Below are 17,035 nucleotides of genomic sequence, written 5' to 3'. Positions count from 1 at the left end.
AGGTGCCTCCACCCGCCCCGGAGGCCGTAGCGCTGTCAGAAGTGCGCCTTCGCCCAGGAGGCCAGCTCGGACCCGGCGGCGCTCAGCAGGTCCGCCGAAGGCGCCGCGGCCCCGTTGGCCACCAGGGCGTAGTGCAGGACGCCGGAGTCCGAGTCGGTCAGCAGCAGCCGGCTGCTGCCGGTGCCGCCCGGCTCGGGGGCCACACCGACCGGGGTCCGGGCGGTGTACGCGGGCGGTGCGTAGGCCGTGCCCAGGTCGGAGACGACGGTGGTGGCCGAGGCGGGAAAGGACGCCGGCAGGTGCAGTTCGGTGGGCGCGGTGCCGCTGCCGGAGCGCCACACCAGCAGCCCGTACTGACCCGAGCCCACCAGCCGTGCCACGTTGGGCAGCGAACTCGGCACCGGGTTCCAGGTCAGGGTGGTCGAGCCGTCCCGGGAGCGGTCCTCGTAGGTGAAGGCGAGCGTCGAACCGGCGGTGGCGCTCGGGTAGACGCGGTCGAGCAGCCGGGCGTCCTGACGGAGGGTCGCGTTCCCGGAGTCGTCGAGCCTCACGGCGGAGAGGTCCTCGTCGTTCCAGGCGTCGCCGGAGGTGAGGACCTTGTCGGGGTTGCCGTTCATCAGCTCGTGGTGGCGGCCGTTGTAGAGGTCCCACTGCCACTGCGAGCCGGACAGCACCGGGCCGGAGGCGGCCGGGTTCATCCACCAACTGGCGCCGGGGACACGCGAGTCGAGCGCCTGGTACATCGCCTTGAGCACGGTGGGCGCCTTGTCGGACACCATGCCGGACAGCGGGTGCCCGAACTCGCTCACCACGGCCGCGGTTCCGGCGGCCGAGGCGCGGTCGCGGACGGCGCCGAAGTCGGAGGCGTACTGGCCGTCGGCCGCCTTGCCCCACATCAGGATGCCGGAGATGGCCTTCTGGTCGTAGAAGTGGGTGTTGAAGACATAGCGCGGGCCGAGCGTGCCCGCGTCCAGCAGTCCGCCCTCCTGCTTCTGGGTGGAGATGTTCGCGTTCCAGAAGAGGTTGGGCTCGACGAAGGCGGGCTTGTCCTGCCAGCCGGCGGCGTCCATGCGGGCGCGGAACTTCACGTAGAACGGCCAGAGCAGATCGCGTTCCCAGGTGCGTGAGGTCTGCCCGGAGTCGTAGCTGCCCGCGTACGGCTCGTTGTACGGGTCGAAGCCGACGACGCCCGCGAACTCGCCGTCGGTGAGGTGCTCCCGGAGGTAGGTCATGGTCGCCCGAGCCGTGGCGAGGAAGGCGTCCTGCAGACCGTAGCTGTTGTGCCAGAAGTCGTACTGCGCCTTCTGCACGGCCGCGTTCTGGGTGATGTTCTGCCCCCAGAAGAGGCAGATCCCACAGGACTCCTTGGGATAACTCCCGGCGTCCACCGCCCACCCGGGGGCGCCGTCGCCCGTGTACCAGCTGCCGGTGTTGAAGAGGTAGCGGGAGTAGAGGTCCTGGTGGAAGTCGGGGTAGACCCGGATGCCCGCGTCCAGGAAGGCGCGCATCTGCTCGGCGACCGCGGCCAGGTAGGCGGTGTCCACCTGGCCGCGCGCGGGTTCGGCGTGCGCCCAGGAGAGCAGGAAGCGGACCGCGTTGCCGCCGCCGAGGGCGCGCAGCGCGGTCGCCGACCTGCGGGCGTCGGCGACCGACGCGAAGGGCAGGCCGCCGTTCTCCTCCAGTTTGGTCTCGCCGGAGACGTTGTAGCCACGCAGCACGACCTCGCGGCCCTGGCCGTCGGTGAAGCGGCCGTTCTGGACGGTGAGCGGGGTGCCGTCGAACCAGAGGGAATCGGAGGGGGCGGCAGGGGTGGCGGCGGTGGCGGGCGGAGCACCCGCCACCGTCAGGAGTCCGCAGAGGACGACCAGGACAAGAAGCAGACGCGCCCTGATGGTGGACATGTACACCACAGTCCGGGGATGCCGGGAGAGCGTCAATACTACTGACTCAGAAGTAAGTTGACTCTCAGTCAGCGCAGCCGTCTCAGTCCCCCACCCGGCGCGTGACGTTCAGCAGGTACTCCTTCCGGTTGAGCGGGTTGTGGTCGGTGCGCGGGCGTTCGGGCAGCGGGCCTCGGGTGACCGGTGCGTAGTGGTCGAAGGCGGACTCCAGCTCACCCTCGCCCCGGGTCAGCCCCGGCAGCCGCTGCTCCAGTTCATGGACCCGGGCGGCGGGCACCGCCCCCTCCAGGACTCCTTCCTGCCCGTGCGCCTCGGTGCTCTCCGTCACCGCGCCCAGCCGGGCCAGCACCGGCAGCAGGGCGCCCAGCGTGTCCGCCGGGGCCTCGATGCGGAAGCGGTGCATCGGCTCGTGGACCTGGGTGCCCGCACGGCGCAGCGCCTCGATCAGGACGAGCGGGGTCAGGCCGCGGAAGTCGTAGCCGGTGCTCGACATGCTCTTGTCGAAACCCTGGTGTGCATGGCTCTGCCGGGGCGAGTAGCCGGAGTGGGTCATGGTGACGGTGCAGTCGGGGATCTGCCAGCCGTGCAGGCCCTGGCCGAGCGTCTCACGGACGGTGTCCTCGACGGCCTTGAAGAAGGCGTACGGCATGGAGCCCAGCTCCACCTCGAGCCGGAAGCGCACGCCGGAGCCGGGCGGGGCGGGGTCGACACGCAGGCCGACGGTGGCCAGGAAGGGGTTGGGGTCCTTCTTGTTGAACTCCACGGCCTGCCCGGTGCCGACCGGCCGTTCGACGCACAGGGTGGTGGTCTCCCGGAAGGTGACGTCCAGGCCGTACTCGTCGGCGAGCGTGGCCTGGACGACCTCCTTCTGCACCTCGCCGTACAGGGAGACCGAGGTTTCCCCCCGCAGCTCGTCGTGGCGGACACCGATGAGCGGGTCCTGTTCGGCCAGCTGGGTGAGCGCGAGGTGCAGAGAGCGCCGGTCCGTGCCGGCCCCCGGGACGACGACGGTCTCCAGGGTGGGCGGCGCGAAGTGGTGCTCGTACACCCGCCCCGGCACACCGATCGCGTCACCGATCCGGATGCCACCGAGTCCCCACACCTTGGCGATCCGCCCGGCGCCGACGCGGTCCTGCCGGAGGTCGGTGCCGTTGGCGAAGACGGTGAGTGCGGTGATCCGCCCCTCCGCCCGGGCACCCTTGCCCTCCCTGCGGCCGGCCCCGCCCACCTGGCGACCGTCCCCGAACAGAACCCGCTCACGCACGCGCAGCGCGCCGGAGAGGATCCGCGCGTAGGCGATCTTCTCCCCCGCAGGGCCCCGCTCGACCTTGAACACCGTGCCGGACAGGGGGCCGTCCGGGTCGCCGGATGCGGTGGGCAGCAGGCGTTCGATGCCGGTGATCAGCTCGGGCACGCCGGCGCCGGTGACGGCGGAGCCGAAGTAGACCGGGTGGACCAGGGCCCGTCGGGTCTGGGCGGCGAGGGCGGTACGGAGGCGGGTGTCGGGGACATCGCCCGCCACGTAGGCGCGGAGCAGGTCGTCGTCGTGGTCGGCGAGCGTGTCCAGGGCGGACGGGAGCAGGCGGGGGACGAAGCGGGCGTCGCGGGTACCGAGCGCGGCGGCCGTCCCCATGGGTACGAGCGGTACGGCCAGCCTGCGGGCCAGGTCGCGCAGGACCGCCTGCTCGCGGGCGCCCCGTCGGTCGATCTTGTTGACGAAGACGAGCGTGGGGATGCGCAGCCGGCGCAGGGTCCGCATCAGGACCCTGGTCTGCGCCTGGACGCCCTCGACGGCCGAGACGACCAGCACGGCGCCGTCCAGCACGCCGAGCACCCGCTCCACCTCGGCGATGAAGTCCGGGTGACCGGGGGTGTCGATGAGGTTGACGGTCACCGAGTCGAGCGGGAACGACACGACCGCCGACTTGATGGTGATCCCGCGCTGCCGCTCCAGCGCGAGGGTGTCCGTCCGGGTGCTGCCGTCGTCGACGCTGCCGACCTCGTCGATGACTCCGGCCGCGTGCAGCAGCCGTTCGGTCAGGCTGGTCTTACCGGCGTCTACGTGCGCGAGAATTCCGAGATTGAGCAGATGCACTGAGCGTGATGTCCTTCGGCATGGGTGGGATTCCTTCCTGGGTGGACATGCACGCAGCGCGCATCGCTGGTCCTCTCCGTGTGACGTCGGGTCAGGGGAAGTGCAGCAGGGCCGCCCCTCGACAGCAATGGATTAACGTTCAACAAAAGCCCCATCGCAGCACTCGCCGCCTCCAGGGCGCGGTCATAGAGTGACGTACATCACGTCCGATCTGGCTGATTCTCGCTCCTGCCCGCACGGTCTGGAGGGCACATGACCCACATCAAGGTGAACGTGGACGGCACGACGTACGAGGACGACGTCGAACCCCGTCTGCTCCTGGCCCACTACCTGCGCGACCGCCTCGGCCTGACCGGCACCCCGATCGGCTGCGACACCTCGAACTGCGGCACATGCACGGTCGACCTGGACGGGGCGACCGTCAAGAGCTGCTCGGTGCTGGCCGTGCAGGCGGACGGCGGCACGGTCACCACCGTCCAGGGCCTTGCCAAGGACGGCGAGTGGACCGCGCTGCAGCACGCCTTCCACGAGCGGCACGCTCTCCAGTGCGGCTACTGCACCCCCGGGATGATCATGGCGGCACGCGATCTGCTGCGCGAGAACCCGCACCCCACCCCGGACGAGGTCCGGGAGGCCCTGGAGGGCAACCTGTGCCGGTGCACCGGCTACCAGAACATCGTCCGCGCGGTGCTCGCCGCCTCCGGGCAGCAGCTCCCCGAGGAGGCCACGGCATGACCGATCAGGCCGTACAACACGAGGTGGGCCGGCCCCGGCTGCGCAAGGAGGACGCCCACCTGGTCACGGGCCAGACCAACTGGACCGACAACATCCAGGTCGCCGGACTGCTGCACCTGGCCGTCCTGCGCAGCCCGATGGCCCACGCCCGCGTCACCCGCGTCGACGTCTCCCCCGCCCTGGAACGCCCCGGTGTCGTCGCGGCGTTCAGCGGCGCCGACCTCGCCGAGGGGCTGGGCTCCCTGCCCTGCGCCTGGCCGGTCACCGAGGACATCGTGCACCCCGACCACCCGCCGATCGCCGTCGACGAGGTCCGCTACGCCGGTGACCCGGTGGCGGTGGTGGTGGCCCGCGACCGGTACGCGGCCGCCGACGCGCTGGAGGCCGTCGAGGTCGACTACGACCCGCTGCCGCCGGTCCTGGACCTGGAGGCCGCGCTGGCGGACGGCGCCCCGCTGGTCCACGCCGACAAGGGCACCAACCGCTGCTACACCTGGCCCCTCGCCACCGGCGAGAACTTCGAGTCGGTCCGGCAGCGCGCCGACGTCACGCTCAAGCGCCGCTACCACCAGCAGCGGCTCATCCCCAACGCCATGGAGCCGCGCGCGGTCGTCGTCACCCCGCTCGCCGCCTCCGGCGAGTACACCGTCTATTCGGCGACCCAGATCCCGCACATCCTGCGCATCATGCTCGCCGTGGTCACCGGGATCCCCGAGCAGAAGCTGCGCGTGGTCGCCCCGGACGTGGGCGGCGGCTTCGGCTCCAAGCTCCAGGTGTACGGCGAGGAGGCCCTCGCGCTCGCCGTCGCGCGCAAGCTCGGCCGTCCGGTGAAGTGGACCGAGTCCCGCTCCGAGGGCTACCTCGCGACCCACCACGGCCGCGGCATGATCCAGGACGTGGAGATCGCCGCCACCCGGGACGGAAAGCTCCTCGGCCTGAAGGTCGACCTGCTCGCCGACATGGGCGCCTACCTGATGCTCGTCACCCCGGGCATCCCGATCCTCGGCGCCTTCATGTACCCGGCGATCTACAAGATGGACGCCTACGAGTTCAACTGCACCGGCGTCTTCACGACCCGCACGCCCACCGACGCGTACCGCGGCGCCGGACGCCCGGAGGCGACGTTCGCCATCGAGCGGATCATGGACGAGCTGGCCGCCGAACTCGGCCTGGACCCGGTGGAGGTACGGCGCCGGAACTGGATCCGGCACGAGGAGTTCCCGTACACCTCGATCGCCGGGCTCACCTACGACAGCGGCAACTACGAGGCGGCGACCGAGAAGGCGCTTGCCCTGTTCGGGTACGACGACCTGCGCGCCGAGCAGCAGGAGCGCAACGAACGTGGCGACCCCGTACGCCTCGGCATCGGCGTGTCGACGTACACCGAGATGTGCGGGCTCGCGCCGAGCCGGGTGCTGCGCGACCTGCGGTACGCGGCCGGCGGCTGGGAGGCGGCGAGCATCCGCATGCTGCCCACCGGCAAGGTCGAGGTGGTCACCGGCACCAGCCCGCACGGGCAGGGCCACGAGACCTGCTGGAGCCAGATCGCGGCCGACGTGCTGGGCGTGCCGTTCGAGGACGTCGAGGTGGTGCACGGCGACACCCTGGCGGCCCCGCAGGGCATGGACACCTACGGCTCGCGGTCGCTGGCCGTCGGCGGCGAGGCCGTGCACCGGGCGGCGACGAAGGTGGTCGAGAAGGCGCGGAAGGTCGCCGCGCATCTGCTGGAGGCGAGCGAGCAGGATCTGGAGTTCACGAACGGCGTGTTCTCCGTGAAGGGTTCCCCGGAGGCGCACAAGAGCATCCAGGAGATCGCCTTCGAGACGTTCACCTCGCACGATCTGCCCGACGGCGTCGAGCCGTCCATCAACGCCGAGACCCTGGTCGACCCGGAGAACTTCTCCTACCCGCACGGCACCCACCTGTGCGCGGTCGAGATCGACACGGAGACCGGGCAGACGCGGATCAGGTCGTACGTCTGCGTCGACGACGTCGGCCGGGTCGTCAACCCGATGATCGTCGAGGGCCAGGTGCACGGCGGTCTCGCGCAGGGCATCGCGCAGGCGCTGTACGAGGAGGCCGTGTACGACGACGAGGGCAACCTCGTCTCCGGCACGATGGCCGACTACCTCGTGCCGTCGGCGGCGGACCTGCCGGAGTTCGTGACCGACCGGACGGAGACCCCGGCGGCCTCGAACGCCATGGGGGTCAAGGGAGTCGGCGAGGCCGGGACGATCGCGTCGACGCCCGCCGTGGTCAACGCCGTGGTGGACGCGCTCAGGCCGCTGGGCGTGCACGACGTGCGGATGCCGTGCACCCCCGAGCGGGTGTGGCGAGCGGTGAGGGAGGCGTCGGCATGATTCCCCCGGTGTTCGAGTACGCCCGTCCGACCAGCGTCGACGAGGCGGTGCGCGCGCTCGCGGACGCGGGCGAGGAGGCGAAGGTGCTGGCCGGCGGGCAGAGCCTGCTGCCGCTGCTGCGGCTGCGGCTCGCCTTCCCGGAGCTGGTCGTGGACGTGGGCCGGATCCCGGAACTGCGCGGGGTCCGCGAGGACGGCGACACGCTCGTCATCGGCGCGCTGACCACGCACCACGAGGTGATCCGTGACCCGCTGGTGCGCCGGCACGCCGGTCTGCTCGCGGAGGCGACGGCCACCGTCGCCGACCCCGCGGTACGGCACCGGGGCACCCTGGGCGGTTCGCTCGCGCACGCCGACCCCGCCGGTGACCTGCCCGCGGTGATGCTGGCGATGGACGGCGAGATGGTCGTCGCCGGGCCGAACGGGCGCCGGACGATCCAGGCCCGGGACTTCTTCGTCGACTACCTCCAGTCGGCGCTGGCCCCCAACGAACTGCTGGTGGAGGTGCGGGTGCCGAAGGCGGACGGCTGGGGCTTCCACTACGAGAAGTTCCACCGGGTCGCGCAGGCGTGGGCGATCGTCGGAGTGGCGGCGCTCGTACGGCGCGACGACGGACGGATCGCCGAGGCACGCATCGGACTCACCAACATGGGCACCACCCCGCTGCGGGCCACGGCGGCCGAGGAGGCGCTGTCCGGTGCCGACGGTCCCGAGGCCGTGGCACGGGCCGCCGAGGCGGCGGCCGAGGGCACCCGGCCGTCCCAGGACCTGTCGGCCTCGCCCGAGTACCGGGAACACCTCGCGCGGGTGCTGACCAGGCGGGCGGTGCTGACCGCCGGCGGAATGGGGTGAGCGCCGATCACCCGGATGGACGACCCGGAGCAGGTGCGGGCCCGCCTGGAGGAGACGGGGTACCTCGTAGACGAAGGGCTGGGCATCACCTGCTTCCTGGCACTGAGGCTGCACCGGCCGCTCTTCTGCGAGGGCGACGCGGGCGTGGGCAAGACCGCGCTCGCGACGGCCCTGGCCGAGGCGCTCGACGCGCCGCTGATCCGCCTGCAGTGCCACGAGGGCATCGACGCCTCCCAGGCCCTGTACGACTGGGACTTCCCGCGCCAGCTGCTGCATCTCAGGGCCGCCGAGGCGGCCGGCGTCCAGGACGCGGACCGTCTGGAGAGCGAGCTGTACGACCGGCGCTTCCTCGTCGCCCGGCCGCTGCTGCTGGCGTTGCAGACACAGCCGTCGGTGCTGCTGGTCGACGAGATCGACCGGGCCGACGACGAGTTCGAGGCGTTCCTGCTGGAGCTGCTCTCCGAGTACTCCGTCACGATCCCGGAGCTGGGCACCCTGCGGGCCGAGGAGCCGCCGGTGGTCGTGCTGACCTCGAACCGGACCCGGGAGGTGCACGACGCGCTGAAGCGGCGGTGCCTCTACCACTGGTTCGACCATCCCTCCTTCGCCCGCGAACTGGCGATCGTGCGCACCCGGTTGCCGCAGGTGTCGGCGCGGCTGGCCGAGCAGGTCACCGCGCTGGTGCAGGCGCTGCGGGGCGCGGACCTGCTCAAGCCGCCCGGGGTGGCCGAGACGATCGACTGGGCCGAGGCCCTCGACGCGCTCGGCGCGAGCGAGGTGGACGCGGAACTGGCCGTGGCGACGCTGGGCTCGGCGCTGAAGTACCGGGAGGACGTGGACCGGGCACGGGCGCTCGATCTCACGGCGGTCCTGGCGACGCGGGGGACGTGAACGCCATGGCCGGATCGGGACGCAGGGGGAACGGGACTTCGGGGACCGGGGGCGGGAACCGGCCTCCGGGCGGTCCGGAAGACGTGATCCTCGCCGGTCCGGCGACACCCGGCCCGAACGGGCCCTCCGATGCCGGGGTCCGGCCTGCGGGCGGGTCGGAGAGCGTGCCGACCGGGATGGGCGGGACCGCAGGGGCGGATGCCGTGCTGCTCGGGTTCGTGCGGGCGGTGCGGGCCGCGGGGGTCGACGCGAGCACCGAGCGGGCGTACGCCTTCCTGCGTGCCGTGGACGTGTTGCGGCCCGGGGTACGGGCCGACGTGTACTGGGCGGGGCGGGCGACGCTGTGCGGCGGGCACGACGATCTGGAGCGGTACGAGCGGGTGTTCGCGGCCTACTTCGGGCCACCGGGCGAGCCCGCCCGGCAGGTGGTGCGGCACGCTCCCCCGCCCCGGCTGCGGCTCGTCGTGCGGGACGCGCCCGCCGGGAGCCGCGCCCCGGGCGAGAGCGAGCCTTCCGGGCCGCCCACGGCCGCGCTCGCCAGTGCCACCGAGGTGCTGCGGCACCGCGACGTGGGCGAGCTGGACGCGGTCGAGCGCGCCCAGCTCAACCGGCTGCTGGCCGCGTTCGCGCTGTCCGGGCAGACCCGGCGCTCCGCGCGGCGGCGCCCGGCCCGGCGCGGGGACGTCGACCCGCGCCGCACCGTACGGGAGCTGCTGCGGCGGGGCGGGGAGCCGGCCCGGCTGCGGCGGCACGCGCGCGTGGACCGGCCCCGCCGGATCGTGCTGCTCGTCGACGTGAGCGGATCGATGGCGCCGTACGCCGACGCCCTGCTCAGGTTCGCGCACGCCGCGGTGCGCGGGGGCCGTACGGAGGTGTTCACGATCGGCACCCGGCTGACCCGGGTGACCCGGGAACTCTCGCACCGCGACCCGGACCTGGCGATGGCGGCGCTGGCGGCGGCCGTCCCCGACTGGCGCGGCGGCACCCGGCTGGGCGAGCTGCTGCGCGAGTTCCTCAACCGCTGGGGACAGCGCGGCATGGCGCGCGGCGCGATCGTGGTCCTGCTCTCGGACGGCTGGGAGCGCGACGATCCGGAGCTGCTCGGCGCGCAGATGCGCCGTCTGCACGGGCTGGCGCACCGGGTGGTCTGGGCGAACCCGCGCAAGGCACGTCCGGGTTACGCGCCCCTCGCGGCGGGGATGGCGGCGGCCCTGCCCAGTGTCGACGACTTCGTCGAGGGGCACAGCCTGGCGGCGCTGGAGCGGCTGGCTGCGGTGGTGCGCGGGGCGGAGACCGGGAGGGTCCCGGTGGTTCGGGTGAGAGGAGCGGAGCGTGCGTGAGATTCTGCCGGCGCTGGAGCGCTGGTACGCGGCCCGGATCCCGTTCGGTCTGGCGACGGTCGTCGCGGTCAGCCGCAGCGCGCCGCGCGGACCCGGCGCCGCCATGGCGGTGGGGTCGGACGACGAGGTCGTGGGAAGCGTGTCCGGGGGCTGCGTGGAAGGGGCGGTGTTCGAGCTCGCGCAGGAGGTGGTGGCGAGCGGCGAGGCCCGGCTGGAGACCTTCGGGTACAGCGACGAGGACGCGTTCGCGGTCGGACTCACCTGCGGCGGTGAGATCACCCTGCTGGTACGGGCGGTGACGCCCGAGACCGACCCGGCGTTCGGGGCGGTCGCCGGGTCCGTCGCCGCGGGTGAGCCCGTGACCGTGGCCACGGTGGTCGACGGGCCCGCCCCGCGAGGGGCCACGCTGGCCGTCTGGCCGGACACCGTGGACGGCACGCTCGGCACGACCGGGCTCGACGTCGCGGTCACCGCCGACGCACGCGGCGAACTCGCCCTCGGCGCCTCGGTGCTCAGGCACTACGGGCCGCACGGCGAGCGCCGCGAGGACGCCGTCACCGTGTTCCTGCAGTCGTTCGCGCCACCGCCGCGCATGCTGGTCTTCGGCGCGATCGACTACGCGGCCTCGGTGGCCCGCATCGGCGACTTCCTCGGCTACCGGGTCACCGTGTGCGACGCCCGCCCGGTCTTCGCCACGCCCAAGCGTTTCCCGGCGGGCGTGGAGGTCGTCGTCGAATGGCCGCACCGCTATCTCGGGAGTACGGACACCGACGAGCGCACGGTGATCTGTGTCCTCACCCACGACCCGAAGTTCGACGTGCCGCTGCTGGAGGAGGCGCTGCGCCGGCCGGCCGCCTACATCGGGGCGATGGGCAGCCGCCGTACCCACGACGAACGGCGCGCCCGGCTGACCGAGGCCGGTCTCACCGAGGCCGAGCTGTCCCGGCTGCGCTCGCCGCTCGGGCTCGACCTCGGCGCCCGTACGCCAGAGGAGGTCGCCGTGTCCGTCGCCGCCGAGATCGTGGCCCTGCGCTGGGGCGGCAGCGGCGCGCCCCTGACCACGACCGCGGGGGCCATCCACCCACGCGTCACAGCCTGAGTGCGAGGAGGAAGTCATGGAGCTGCACCACGAGTTCACCGTCCCCGTCGCGGTCGACGACGCCTGGCGCGCGCTCCTCGACATCGAACGCGTCGCGCCCTGCCTGCCGGGCGCGGTGGTGGAGGAGTACGACGGCAGGACCGTGACCGGCTCGGTGAAGGTCAAGGTCGGCCCGGTCACCCTGACCTACCGGGGCACCGCGGTCTTCGAGGAGCAGGACGAGGCGGCGCACCGGATGGTGCTCGTGGCCGGCGGCCGGGAGACCCGGGGGCAGGGCACCGCGCGGGCGACGGTCACCGGCACACTGAGCGGGCGCGACGACGGTACGGCGGTGTCGGTGCGGACCGATTTGACGGTGACCGGGCGCCCGGCGCAGTTCGGCCGCGGCATCCTGTCGGAGGTGGGAGACCGCCTGGTGGGCCAGTTCGCGACGTGCCTCGCCGAACGGCTGACCGAACGCCCCCCACAGATCGCCGGCACCGACGAGAAGCAGGAACCGCCCGCCGAGGAGGAGGCGGCCGAGCCACTCGACCTCCTGCGAGCGGCCGCGGTACCGGTGGCCAAGCGAGCCGCGGAGGCGGCCGTGGTGCTCGCCGTCCTGGTGATGGTCGCCGCGGGGGCGCGGCGGTGCAGACGGGCCCGGCACGGGTAGTCGTCGGCCCGCCTCCCCCCGCCGGGGATCAGATGTCTCAGATGTCCTGGGCCACCAGTGCGTGCAGATGCTCGTCGTGCCAGCCGTCGGCGTGCAGCAGGGAAGAGCGCATCGTGCCCTCGAAGGCGTAGCCGGCCTTCTCCGCGACGCGGCAGGACGCCGGGTTGGCGACCGCGTGGCACAGTCGCAGGCGGTGCAGGCCCAGGTCGTCCAGCGCCCACCGGCTCAGCCGCCGGGCCGCCTCGACGACGATGCCGCCGCCGCGCGACTCGGGCAGCACCCAGTACATGATCTCGGCGTTGCCGCCCGCCAGATTGACGTCGTGGAACCCGGCGAGTCCCAGGGGCGGGCCGCCGGGCCGGGCGATCGCCCATACGGCACCGGTCTCGGCGCGCCACCGCTCGTGCATGCGCTCGATCCGGGCCCGGGCCTCGTCACGGGTGCGGACGGAGAACAGGTTCCACAGCTGGATCGCCGGGTCCGATCCGGCGGTGAGCAGCGCGTCGGCGTCGGCGTCGGCGGCCCGCCAGGGCCGTAGCTCCAGGCCGCCGGGCAGTTCGAGGACGGGCTGGTCGCGCTCGGCCATGCTTCCCGCGGGTACGACGTCGGGTATGTCGTAGTCGGAGATCATCGACGCATCGTGCCACAGGCCGGCTACCGCTGGGGCAGCCGCCGCAGAGTGACGTCGGTGAGCGCGCCGTCGGCGAGGGTCGCCGTGAGGTAGGTGCAGTGCGGCTGGCGGCGGCGGTCGGTCGGGGAGCCGGGGTTGAGCAGCCGCAGCCCGCCGGACGCGACGGTGTCCCACGGGATGTGGCTGTGGCCGAAGACCAGCACGTCCAGGTCGGGGAAGCGGGCGGCACAGCGGGCCTCGCGGCCCTGCGCGGGGCCGGTCTCGTGCACCACACCGAAACGCAGGCCGCCCAGCTCGGCGTACGCCACCTCGGGGAGCCGGGTCCGCAGTTCGGGGCCGTCGTTGTTGCCGTACACACCGATCAGCCGGCGGCTGCGGCTCTCCAGCAGATCGAGGGTGGCGGTGTCGACCCAGTCCCCGGCATGGAACACGACGTCCGCGTGCGGGAGTTCGGCGAGCAGCTGGTCCGGGAGCCGCTTGGCGCGCTTGGGGAGGTGGGTGTCCGACATCAACAGGAGACGCACCTCACCAGCCTATGCACTGATGCGCATCGAGAGGCGCGACCCGACCGTTCCCCGGATCTTCAGGTGAGCGGCGGAACAGATCTTCAGCTAAGACTGAACAGTCTGAAGTGAACAGTCAGAGCTGGACAGTCTTGGCTGACCGTTCTACGCTGACGGCATGGCTCACATCTCGGACTCCGCCGCCCGCACCGCGCGCGACCTGCGTGTGGTGTTCAGCCGGCTGCGCCGCCGTATCCGCGAGGTCGCGCAGGACTCCGACCTGACCCCGTCGCAGGAGTCGGCGCTCTCCCTGGTCGGCAAGCACGGAGCGGCCACGGCCAGTGCCCTGGCCGCCGCGGAGGGCGTGCGGCCCCAGTCGATGGCGACCACGCTGGCCGCCCTGGAGCAGCACGACCTGATCCGGCGCGCCCCCGACCCCGACGACGGCCGCCGCCAGCTGGTCACCCTGACCGAGGCCGGCCGGGCCCGGGTCGAGGGCAACAGGCAGCTGCGCGAGGAGTGGCTGGCCCGCGCCTTCGAGGACCGCTACACCGAGGAGGAGCGGCAGACGGTCCTGAGCGCCCTTGAGCTGCTGGAACGGCTCTCGCAGCCGTGACACCGAGACCCACCCCGCGCACCGGGCGGACCGCCCGCCCCTCCCCGACCGTTCACCCGGCCGGCCCACACCCCCGAAAGGCCTGATCGACCCATGTCCGTCAGCACCCTCGACCCCCGTACCGCCCTCGTCGTGATCGACCTGCAGAGCGGCATCGTGGGCATGCCCACCCAGCCGCACGCCGCCGCGGACGTGGTGGCCCGTACGACCGAACTCGCCGACGCCTTCCGGGCCCGCGGCCTGCCCGTGGTCCTGGTCCGGGTCTCCTTCGCACCCGACTGGGCGGACGCCGTCCCCGGCCGGACCGAGCGCCAGGCGCGCGGTCTCGCCTTCCCGGAGGGCTGGGACGTCGTCGTCGACGAACTGTCCGGCCACCCCGGCGACATCCACGTCACCAAGCACAACTGGAGCGCCCTGCACGGCACCGACCTGGACGTCCAGCTGCGCCGCCGCGGCGTCACCCAGATCGTGCTGACCGGCATCGCCACCAGCATCGGTGTCGAGTCCACCGCCCGCGACGCCTATGCCCACGGCTACCACGTCACCCTCGCCACCGACGCCATGGCCGACAGCGACGCCGAGGCACACCGGGGCAGCGTGGAGCGGATCTTCCCGCGGCTCGGCGAGAGCGGTACGACGGCGGAGATCCTGGAGCTGCTCGCCAAGACCCATGCCTGACCCGTCAGTTGGGACATCCCTTGTGCGGGCGGACGTTCGCCCGCACAAGGGCCCGGGTTAACATTCGGCCACGCGCACCGTGCCACCCAGGCGACGGAAAGCGAACCAAGGGGGCTTGGAAGCCGGATGCCGGTCAAGGTCAGCGTCGTCGTACCCGTGTACAACCCCGGGCCGTACATCGAGGACTGCATCGCCTCGCTGCTGCGACAGTCGCTGCCCCCCGAAGAGTTCGAGGTCCTCTTCGTCGACGACGGCTCCACCGACGCCACCCCGGCCCGGCTGGACGCGCTCGCCGCCGAGCACCCGCACATCAGGGTCGTCCACCAGGAGAACTCCGGCTGGTCCGGCAAGCCCCGCAACGTGGGCATCGAGGCCTCCCGGGGCGAGTTCGTGATGTTCGTCGACAACGACGACCACCTCGGCGACGAGGCCCTGGAGCGGATGTACGAGTACGGGGTCGCCCACAAGGCCGACGTGGTCGTCGGCAAGATGGCCGGGAAGGGCCGCCCGGTGCCGGTGGAGCTGTTCCGCCGCAACCACCCGTACGCCACGGTGGACGACGCCCCGCTGATCGACAGCCTCACCCCGCACAAGATGCTCCGGCGCTCCTTCCTGGACCGCACGGGGCTCAGGTTCCCCGAGGGCCGGCGGCGCCTGGAGGACCACGTCTTCATCACCGAGGCCTATCTGCGCGCCGACAACGTGTCGGTGCTGAGCGACTACGTCTGCTACTACCACGTCAAACGCGAGGACGCCGCCAACGCCGGCATCCAGCGCTTCGAGCCGGTCGGCTACTTCAAGAACCTCCGCGAGGCCCTGGACGTCGTCGAGCGGTACACCGAGCCGGGCCCGCTGCGCGACAAGCTGCTGCGCCGCTGGCTGCGGGTGGAGATGGTCGAGCGGATGAGCGGGCCCCGGCTGCTGGCGCTGCCGGACGACTACCGGCGCGAGCTGTTCCGGGAGATGCACGCGGTGGTCGTGGAGCGCTTCGGCCCCGGCGTCGCCCCCGGGCTGCGGCCGGCCGGCCGGGTCGTCGCCGCGCTGATCCGGGACGACCGGTACGACGACCTGGTCGCCCACGCCGAGTGGGAGGCCGGTGTCCGGCCCAAGGCCGCCCCGACGGGCGTCGAGTGGCAGGACGGGACCCTGCGGGTGCGGTTCAGCGCCGAGTTCACCGATGCCGACGGCCCGCTGACCGTCCGCGCCGACGGGCCGCGGCCCCCGGCGGACGGTGCGCCCGCCGACCTCGCCGAGGCGGTGTCCTGGCTGGCCACGGCCGCCGACGACGGTTTCGAGCAGGCGACCGCCGACCTGATCCTGCGCGACCGGGAGACCGCCGCGTCCTTCTTCCAGCCCGTGGAGGTCACCCGGGAACGCGTGGCGGCCGGGGACGGCCGGACCCGGCTGGTGCTGCGCGGCACGGCCACCGTCGACCCCGCCGCGGCGGCGGGCGGCGCCCCGCTGCACGGCGGCCTCTGGGACGCCTACGTCCGGGTCGGCCTCGGCGGCTGGACCAAGGAGTGCCGACTGGGCCCCGCCCCCGCGCAGGGACCCGCGCTGCCGCCCGCCGGTATGGTCGCCGGCCGGGTCGTGCTGCCGTACTGGACGAAGCAGTACCGCAACCTCTCCCTGGACGTCGACCGGGCCGTCAGGTCACTGGGCCTGCACCGGCTCACCCCGGCGGACGCGGCCGTCTCCGACACCGAGGTGCTGACCGTCGCGCTGCCGTTGTACGTCCCGGACACCACCGAGGTCCTGGTGCGGCTGGCGGACCGCACGTCGCGCCGCGCCTTCGACCGGGCCTCCGCGCTGACCCCCGCGAACGGCGCGCGGTCGCTGCTCGAGATGCGGGTGCCAGTGCCGCTCCTGAGGAACGCCCGGTGGCGGGCGGCACTCGTGCTGCCCCGGGACGGCGGGCAGGAGCGCGCACTCGGGCTGCCGCTGCTGTTGAAGGTGGGCCGCGGGCCCGGTGCCGTGGAGGTGACGCCCACGGCACCGCCCGGCCTCCCGCTGCGGCTGCTGCGCGCGGCACGGCGCGTGCTGGGAACGGTGCTGAGGAAGACGACCGGGAAGGTGTGACGAAGTGCGGCAGCTGGGCATAGCGGACACCTGGGTGCTGGAGCCCAAGGCGTTCCCGGACGAGCGGGGCAGCTTCCACGAGTGGTACCGGGGCGAGGAGTTCCGGGAGGCCACCGGTTACGACCTCACGCTCGCCCAGGGCAACTGCTCGGTGTCCCGGCGGGGCGTGCTGCGGGGCGTCCACTTCGCCGACGTACCGCCCGGTCAGGCCAAGTACATCACCTGTGTGCGCGGTGCCGTCCTGGACGTCGTGGTGGACATCCGTATCGGCTCGCCCACCTTCGGGCAGTGGGAGGCCGTACGCCTCGACGACGAGAACCGGCACGCCGTGTTCCTCGCGGAGGGCCTCGGGCACGCCTTCATGGCGCTGACCGACGACGCCGCCGTGGTGTACCTGTGCTCGACCGGGTACGCGCCGAAGCGCGAGCACGCCGTGCACCCCCTCGACCCCGAGCTGGGCATCGCCTGGCCGGAGGGCGTCGAGCCGGTGCTGTCGGAGAAGGACGCCGAGGCGCCCACCCTCGCCGAGGCGGAGCGGTCCGGGCTGCTGCCCACCTACGCGGACTGCTCCGCCCACTACGAGCGGCTGCGCGGCCGGTAGGCC

General features: G+C 72.9%; 15 protein-coding genes. 11 read left to right on the top strand and 4 right to left on the bottom strand.

Translation table 11 applies throughout. The features are described from left to right. Positions 1-35: 35 nt before the first annotated feature. Positions 36-1,901, bottom strand: a complete 1,866-nt coding sequence (locus tag ACIF83_RS42515; RefSeq protein ID WP_399735641.1) for a cellulase family glycosylhydrolase — start codon at positions 1,899-1,901, stop codon at positions 36-38. Positions 1,902-1,983: 82 nt separating this feature from the next. Continuing rightward, a complete protein-coding gene (locus ACIF83_RS42510; protein ID WP_399735638.1) occupies positions 1,984-3,996 on the bottom strand; it encodes a GTP-binding protein in 2,013 nt (670 codons plus the stop codon). 252 nt (positions 3,997-4,248) lie between these two features. Here ACIF83_RS42510 and ACIF83_RS42505 point away from each other — a divergent pair, with 252 nt between their 5' ends. The 7 genes from ACIF83_RS42505 (at position 4,249) to ACIF83_RS42475 (ending at position 11,924) form a co-directional block, all read left to right on the top strand. Continuing rightward, positions 4,249-4,731, top strand: coding sequence for a (2Fe-2S)-binding protein (locus tag ACIF83_RS42505; RefSeq protein WP_393477882.1), 483 nt, complete (start codon positions 4,249-4,251; stop codon positions 4,729-4,731). Next, positions 4,728-7,091 (top strand): xanthine dehydrogenase family protein molybdopterin-binding subunit, encoded by a 2,364-nt coding sequence (locus ACIF83_RS42500; protein WP_399735635.1) that lies wholly within the window; start codon positions 4,728-4,730, stop codon positions 7,089-7,091. Before ACIF83_RS42505 ends, ACIF83_RS42500 begins: the two co-directional genes overlap by 4 nt. Next, positions 7,088-7,942, top strand: coding sequence for an FAD binding domain-containing protein (locus tag ACIF83_RS42495; RefSeq protein ID WP_399735632.1), 855 nt, complete (start codon positions 7,088-7,090; stop codon positions 7,940-7,942). Before ACIF83_RS42500 ends, ACIF83_RS42495 begins: the two co-directional genes overlap by 4 nt. Positions 7,943-7,957: 15 nt before the next feature. Then, entirely contained in the window at positions 7,958-8,833 is an 876-nt protein-coding gene (locus ACIF83_RS42490) for an AAA family ATPase (RefSeq protein WP_393477874.1), read from the top strand. A 176-nt stretch (positions 8,834-9,009) separates the two neighbouring features. Continuing rightward, positions 9,010-10,173: a VWA domain-containing protein gene (locus ACIF83_RS42485; RefSeq protein WP_398140128.1), complete on the top strand. Its 1,164-nt coding sequence runs from the start codon at positions 9,010-9,012 to the stop codon at positions 10,171-10,173. Next, complete coding sequence (locus ACIF83_RS42480; RefSeq protein WP_393477869.1) at positions 10,166-11,272, top strand: XdhC family protein; 1,107 nt, start codon at positions 10,166-10,168, stop codon at positions 11,270-11,272. Before ACIF83_RS42485 ends, ACIF83_RS42480 begins: the two co-directional genes overlap by 8 nt. Positions 11,273-11,288: 16 nt before the next feature. Further along, positions 11,289-11,924, top strand: a complete 636-nt coding sequence (locus ACIF83_RS42475; RefSeq protein WP_393477868.1) for an SRPBCC family protein — start codon at positions 11,289-11,291, stop codon at positions 11,922-11,924. A 37-nt stretch (positions 11,925-11,961) separates the two neighbouring features. Here ACIF83_RS42475 and ACIF83_RS42470 read toward each other — a convergent pair whose 3' ends face one another. Continuing rightward, the gene (locus ACIF83_RS42470; RefSeq protein WP_393477866.1) at positions 11,962-12,555 is read right to left on the bottom strand and encodes a GNAT family N-acetyltransferase; all 594 of its coding nucleotides are present in this window, start codon (positions 12,553-12,555) and stop codon (positions 11,962-11,964) included. A gap of 23 nt (positions 12,556-12,578) precedes the next feature. Further along, positions 12,579-13,079 (bottom strand): metallophosphoesterase family protein, encoded by a 501-nt coding sequence (locus ACIF83_RS42465; protein ID WP_399735626.1) that lies wholly within the window; start codon positions 13,077-13,079, stop codon positions 12,579-12,581. A 157-nt stretch (positions 13,080-13,236) separates the two neighbouring features. On the opposite strand from ACIF83_RS42465, the gene ACIF83_RS42460 reads away from it, so the two are divergent. From ACIF83_RS42460 to rfbC, 4 genes are all read left to right on the top strand, one after another. Then, positions 13,237-13,674 (top strand): MarR family winged helix-turn-helix transcriptional regulator, encoded by a 438-nt coding sequence (locus ACIF83_RS42460; RefSeq protein WP_398140130.1) that lies wholly within the window; start codon positions 13,237-13,239, stop codon positions 13,672-13,674. Between the two features lie 93 nt (positions 13,675-13,767). After that, positions 13,768-14,352 carry a hydrolase gene (locus tag ACIF83_RS42455; RefSeq protein WP_393477859.1) on the top strand — a complete coding sequence of 195 codons (585 nt, stop codon included), beginning with the start codon at positions 13,768-13,770 and terminating at the stop codon, positions 14,350-14,352. A 126-nt stretch (positions 14,353-14,478) separates the two neighbouring features. Next, entirely contained in the window at positions 14,479-16,431 is a 1,953-nt protein-coding gene (locus ACIF83_RS42450) for a glycosyltransferase (protein WP_399735623.1), read from the top strand. Positions 16,432-16,435: 4 nt separating this feature from the next. Beyond that, positions 16,436-17,032 carry a dTDP-4-dehydrorhamnose 3,5-epimerase gene (gene rfbC / locus ACIF83_RS42445; protein ID WP_399735622.1) on the top strand — a complete coding sequence of 199 codons (597 nt, stop codon included), beginning with the start codon at positions 16,436-16,438 and terminating at the stop codon, positions 17,030-17,032. Positions 17,033-17,035 lie beyond the last annotated feature (3 nt).

Origin of the sequence: Streptomyces sp. NPDC085866 (assembly GCF_044541035.1) — a bacterium.
In the GTDB taxonomy this organism is placed as follows: Bacteria; Actinomycetota; Actinomycetes; order Streptomycetales; family Streptomycetaceae; genus Streptomyces.
The sequence above is the reverse complement of the archived record's forward strand: the minus strand, read 5'-3'. Positions and strand labels throughout refer to the sequence as shown.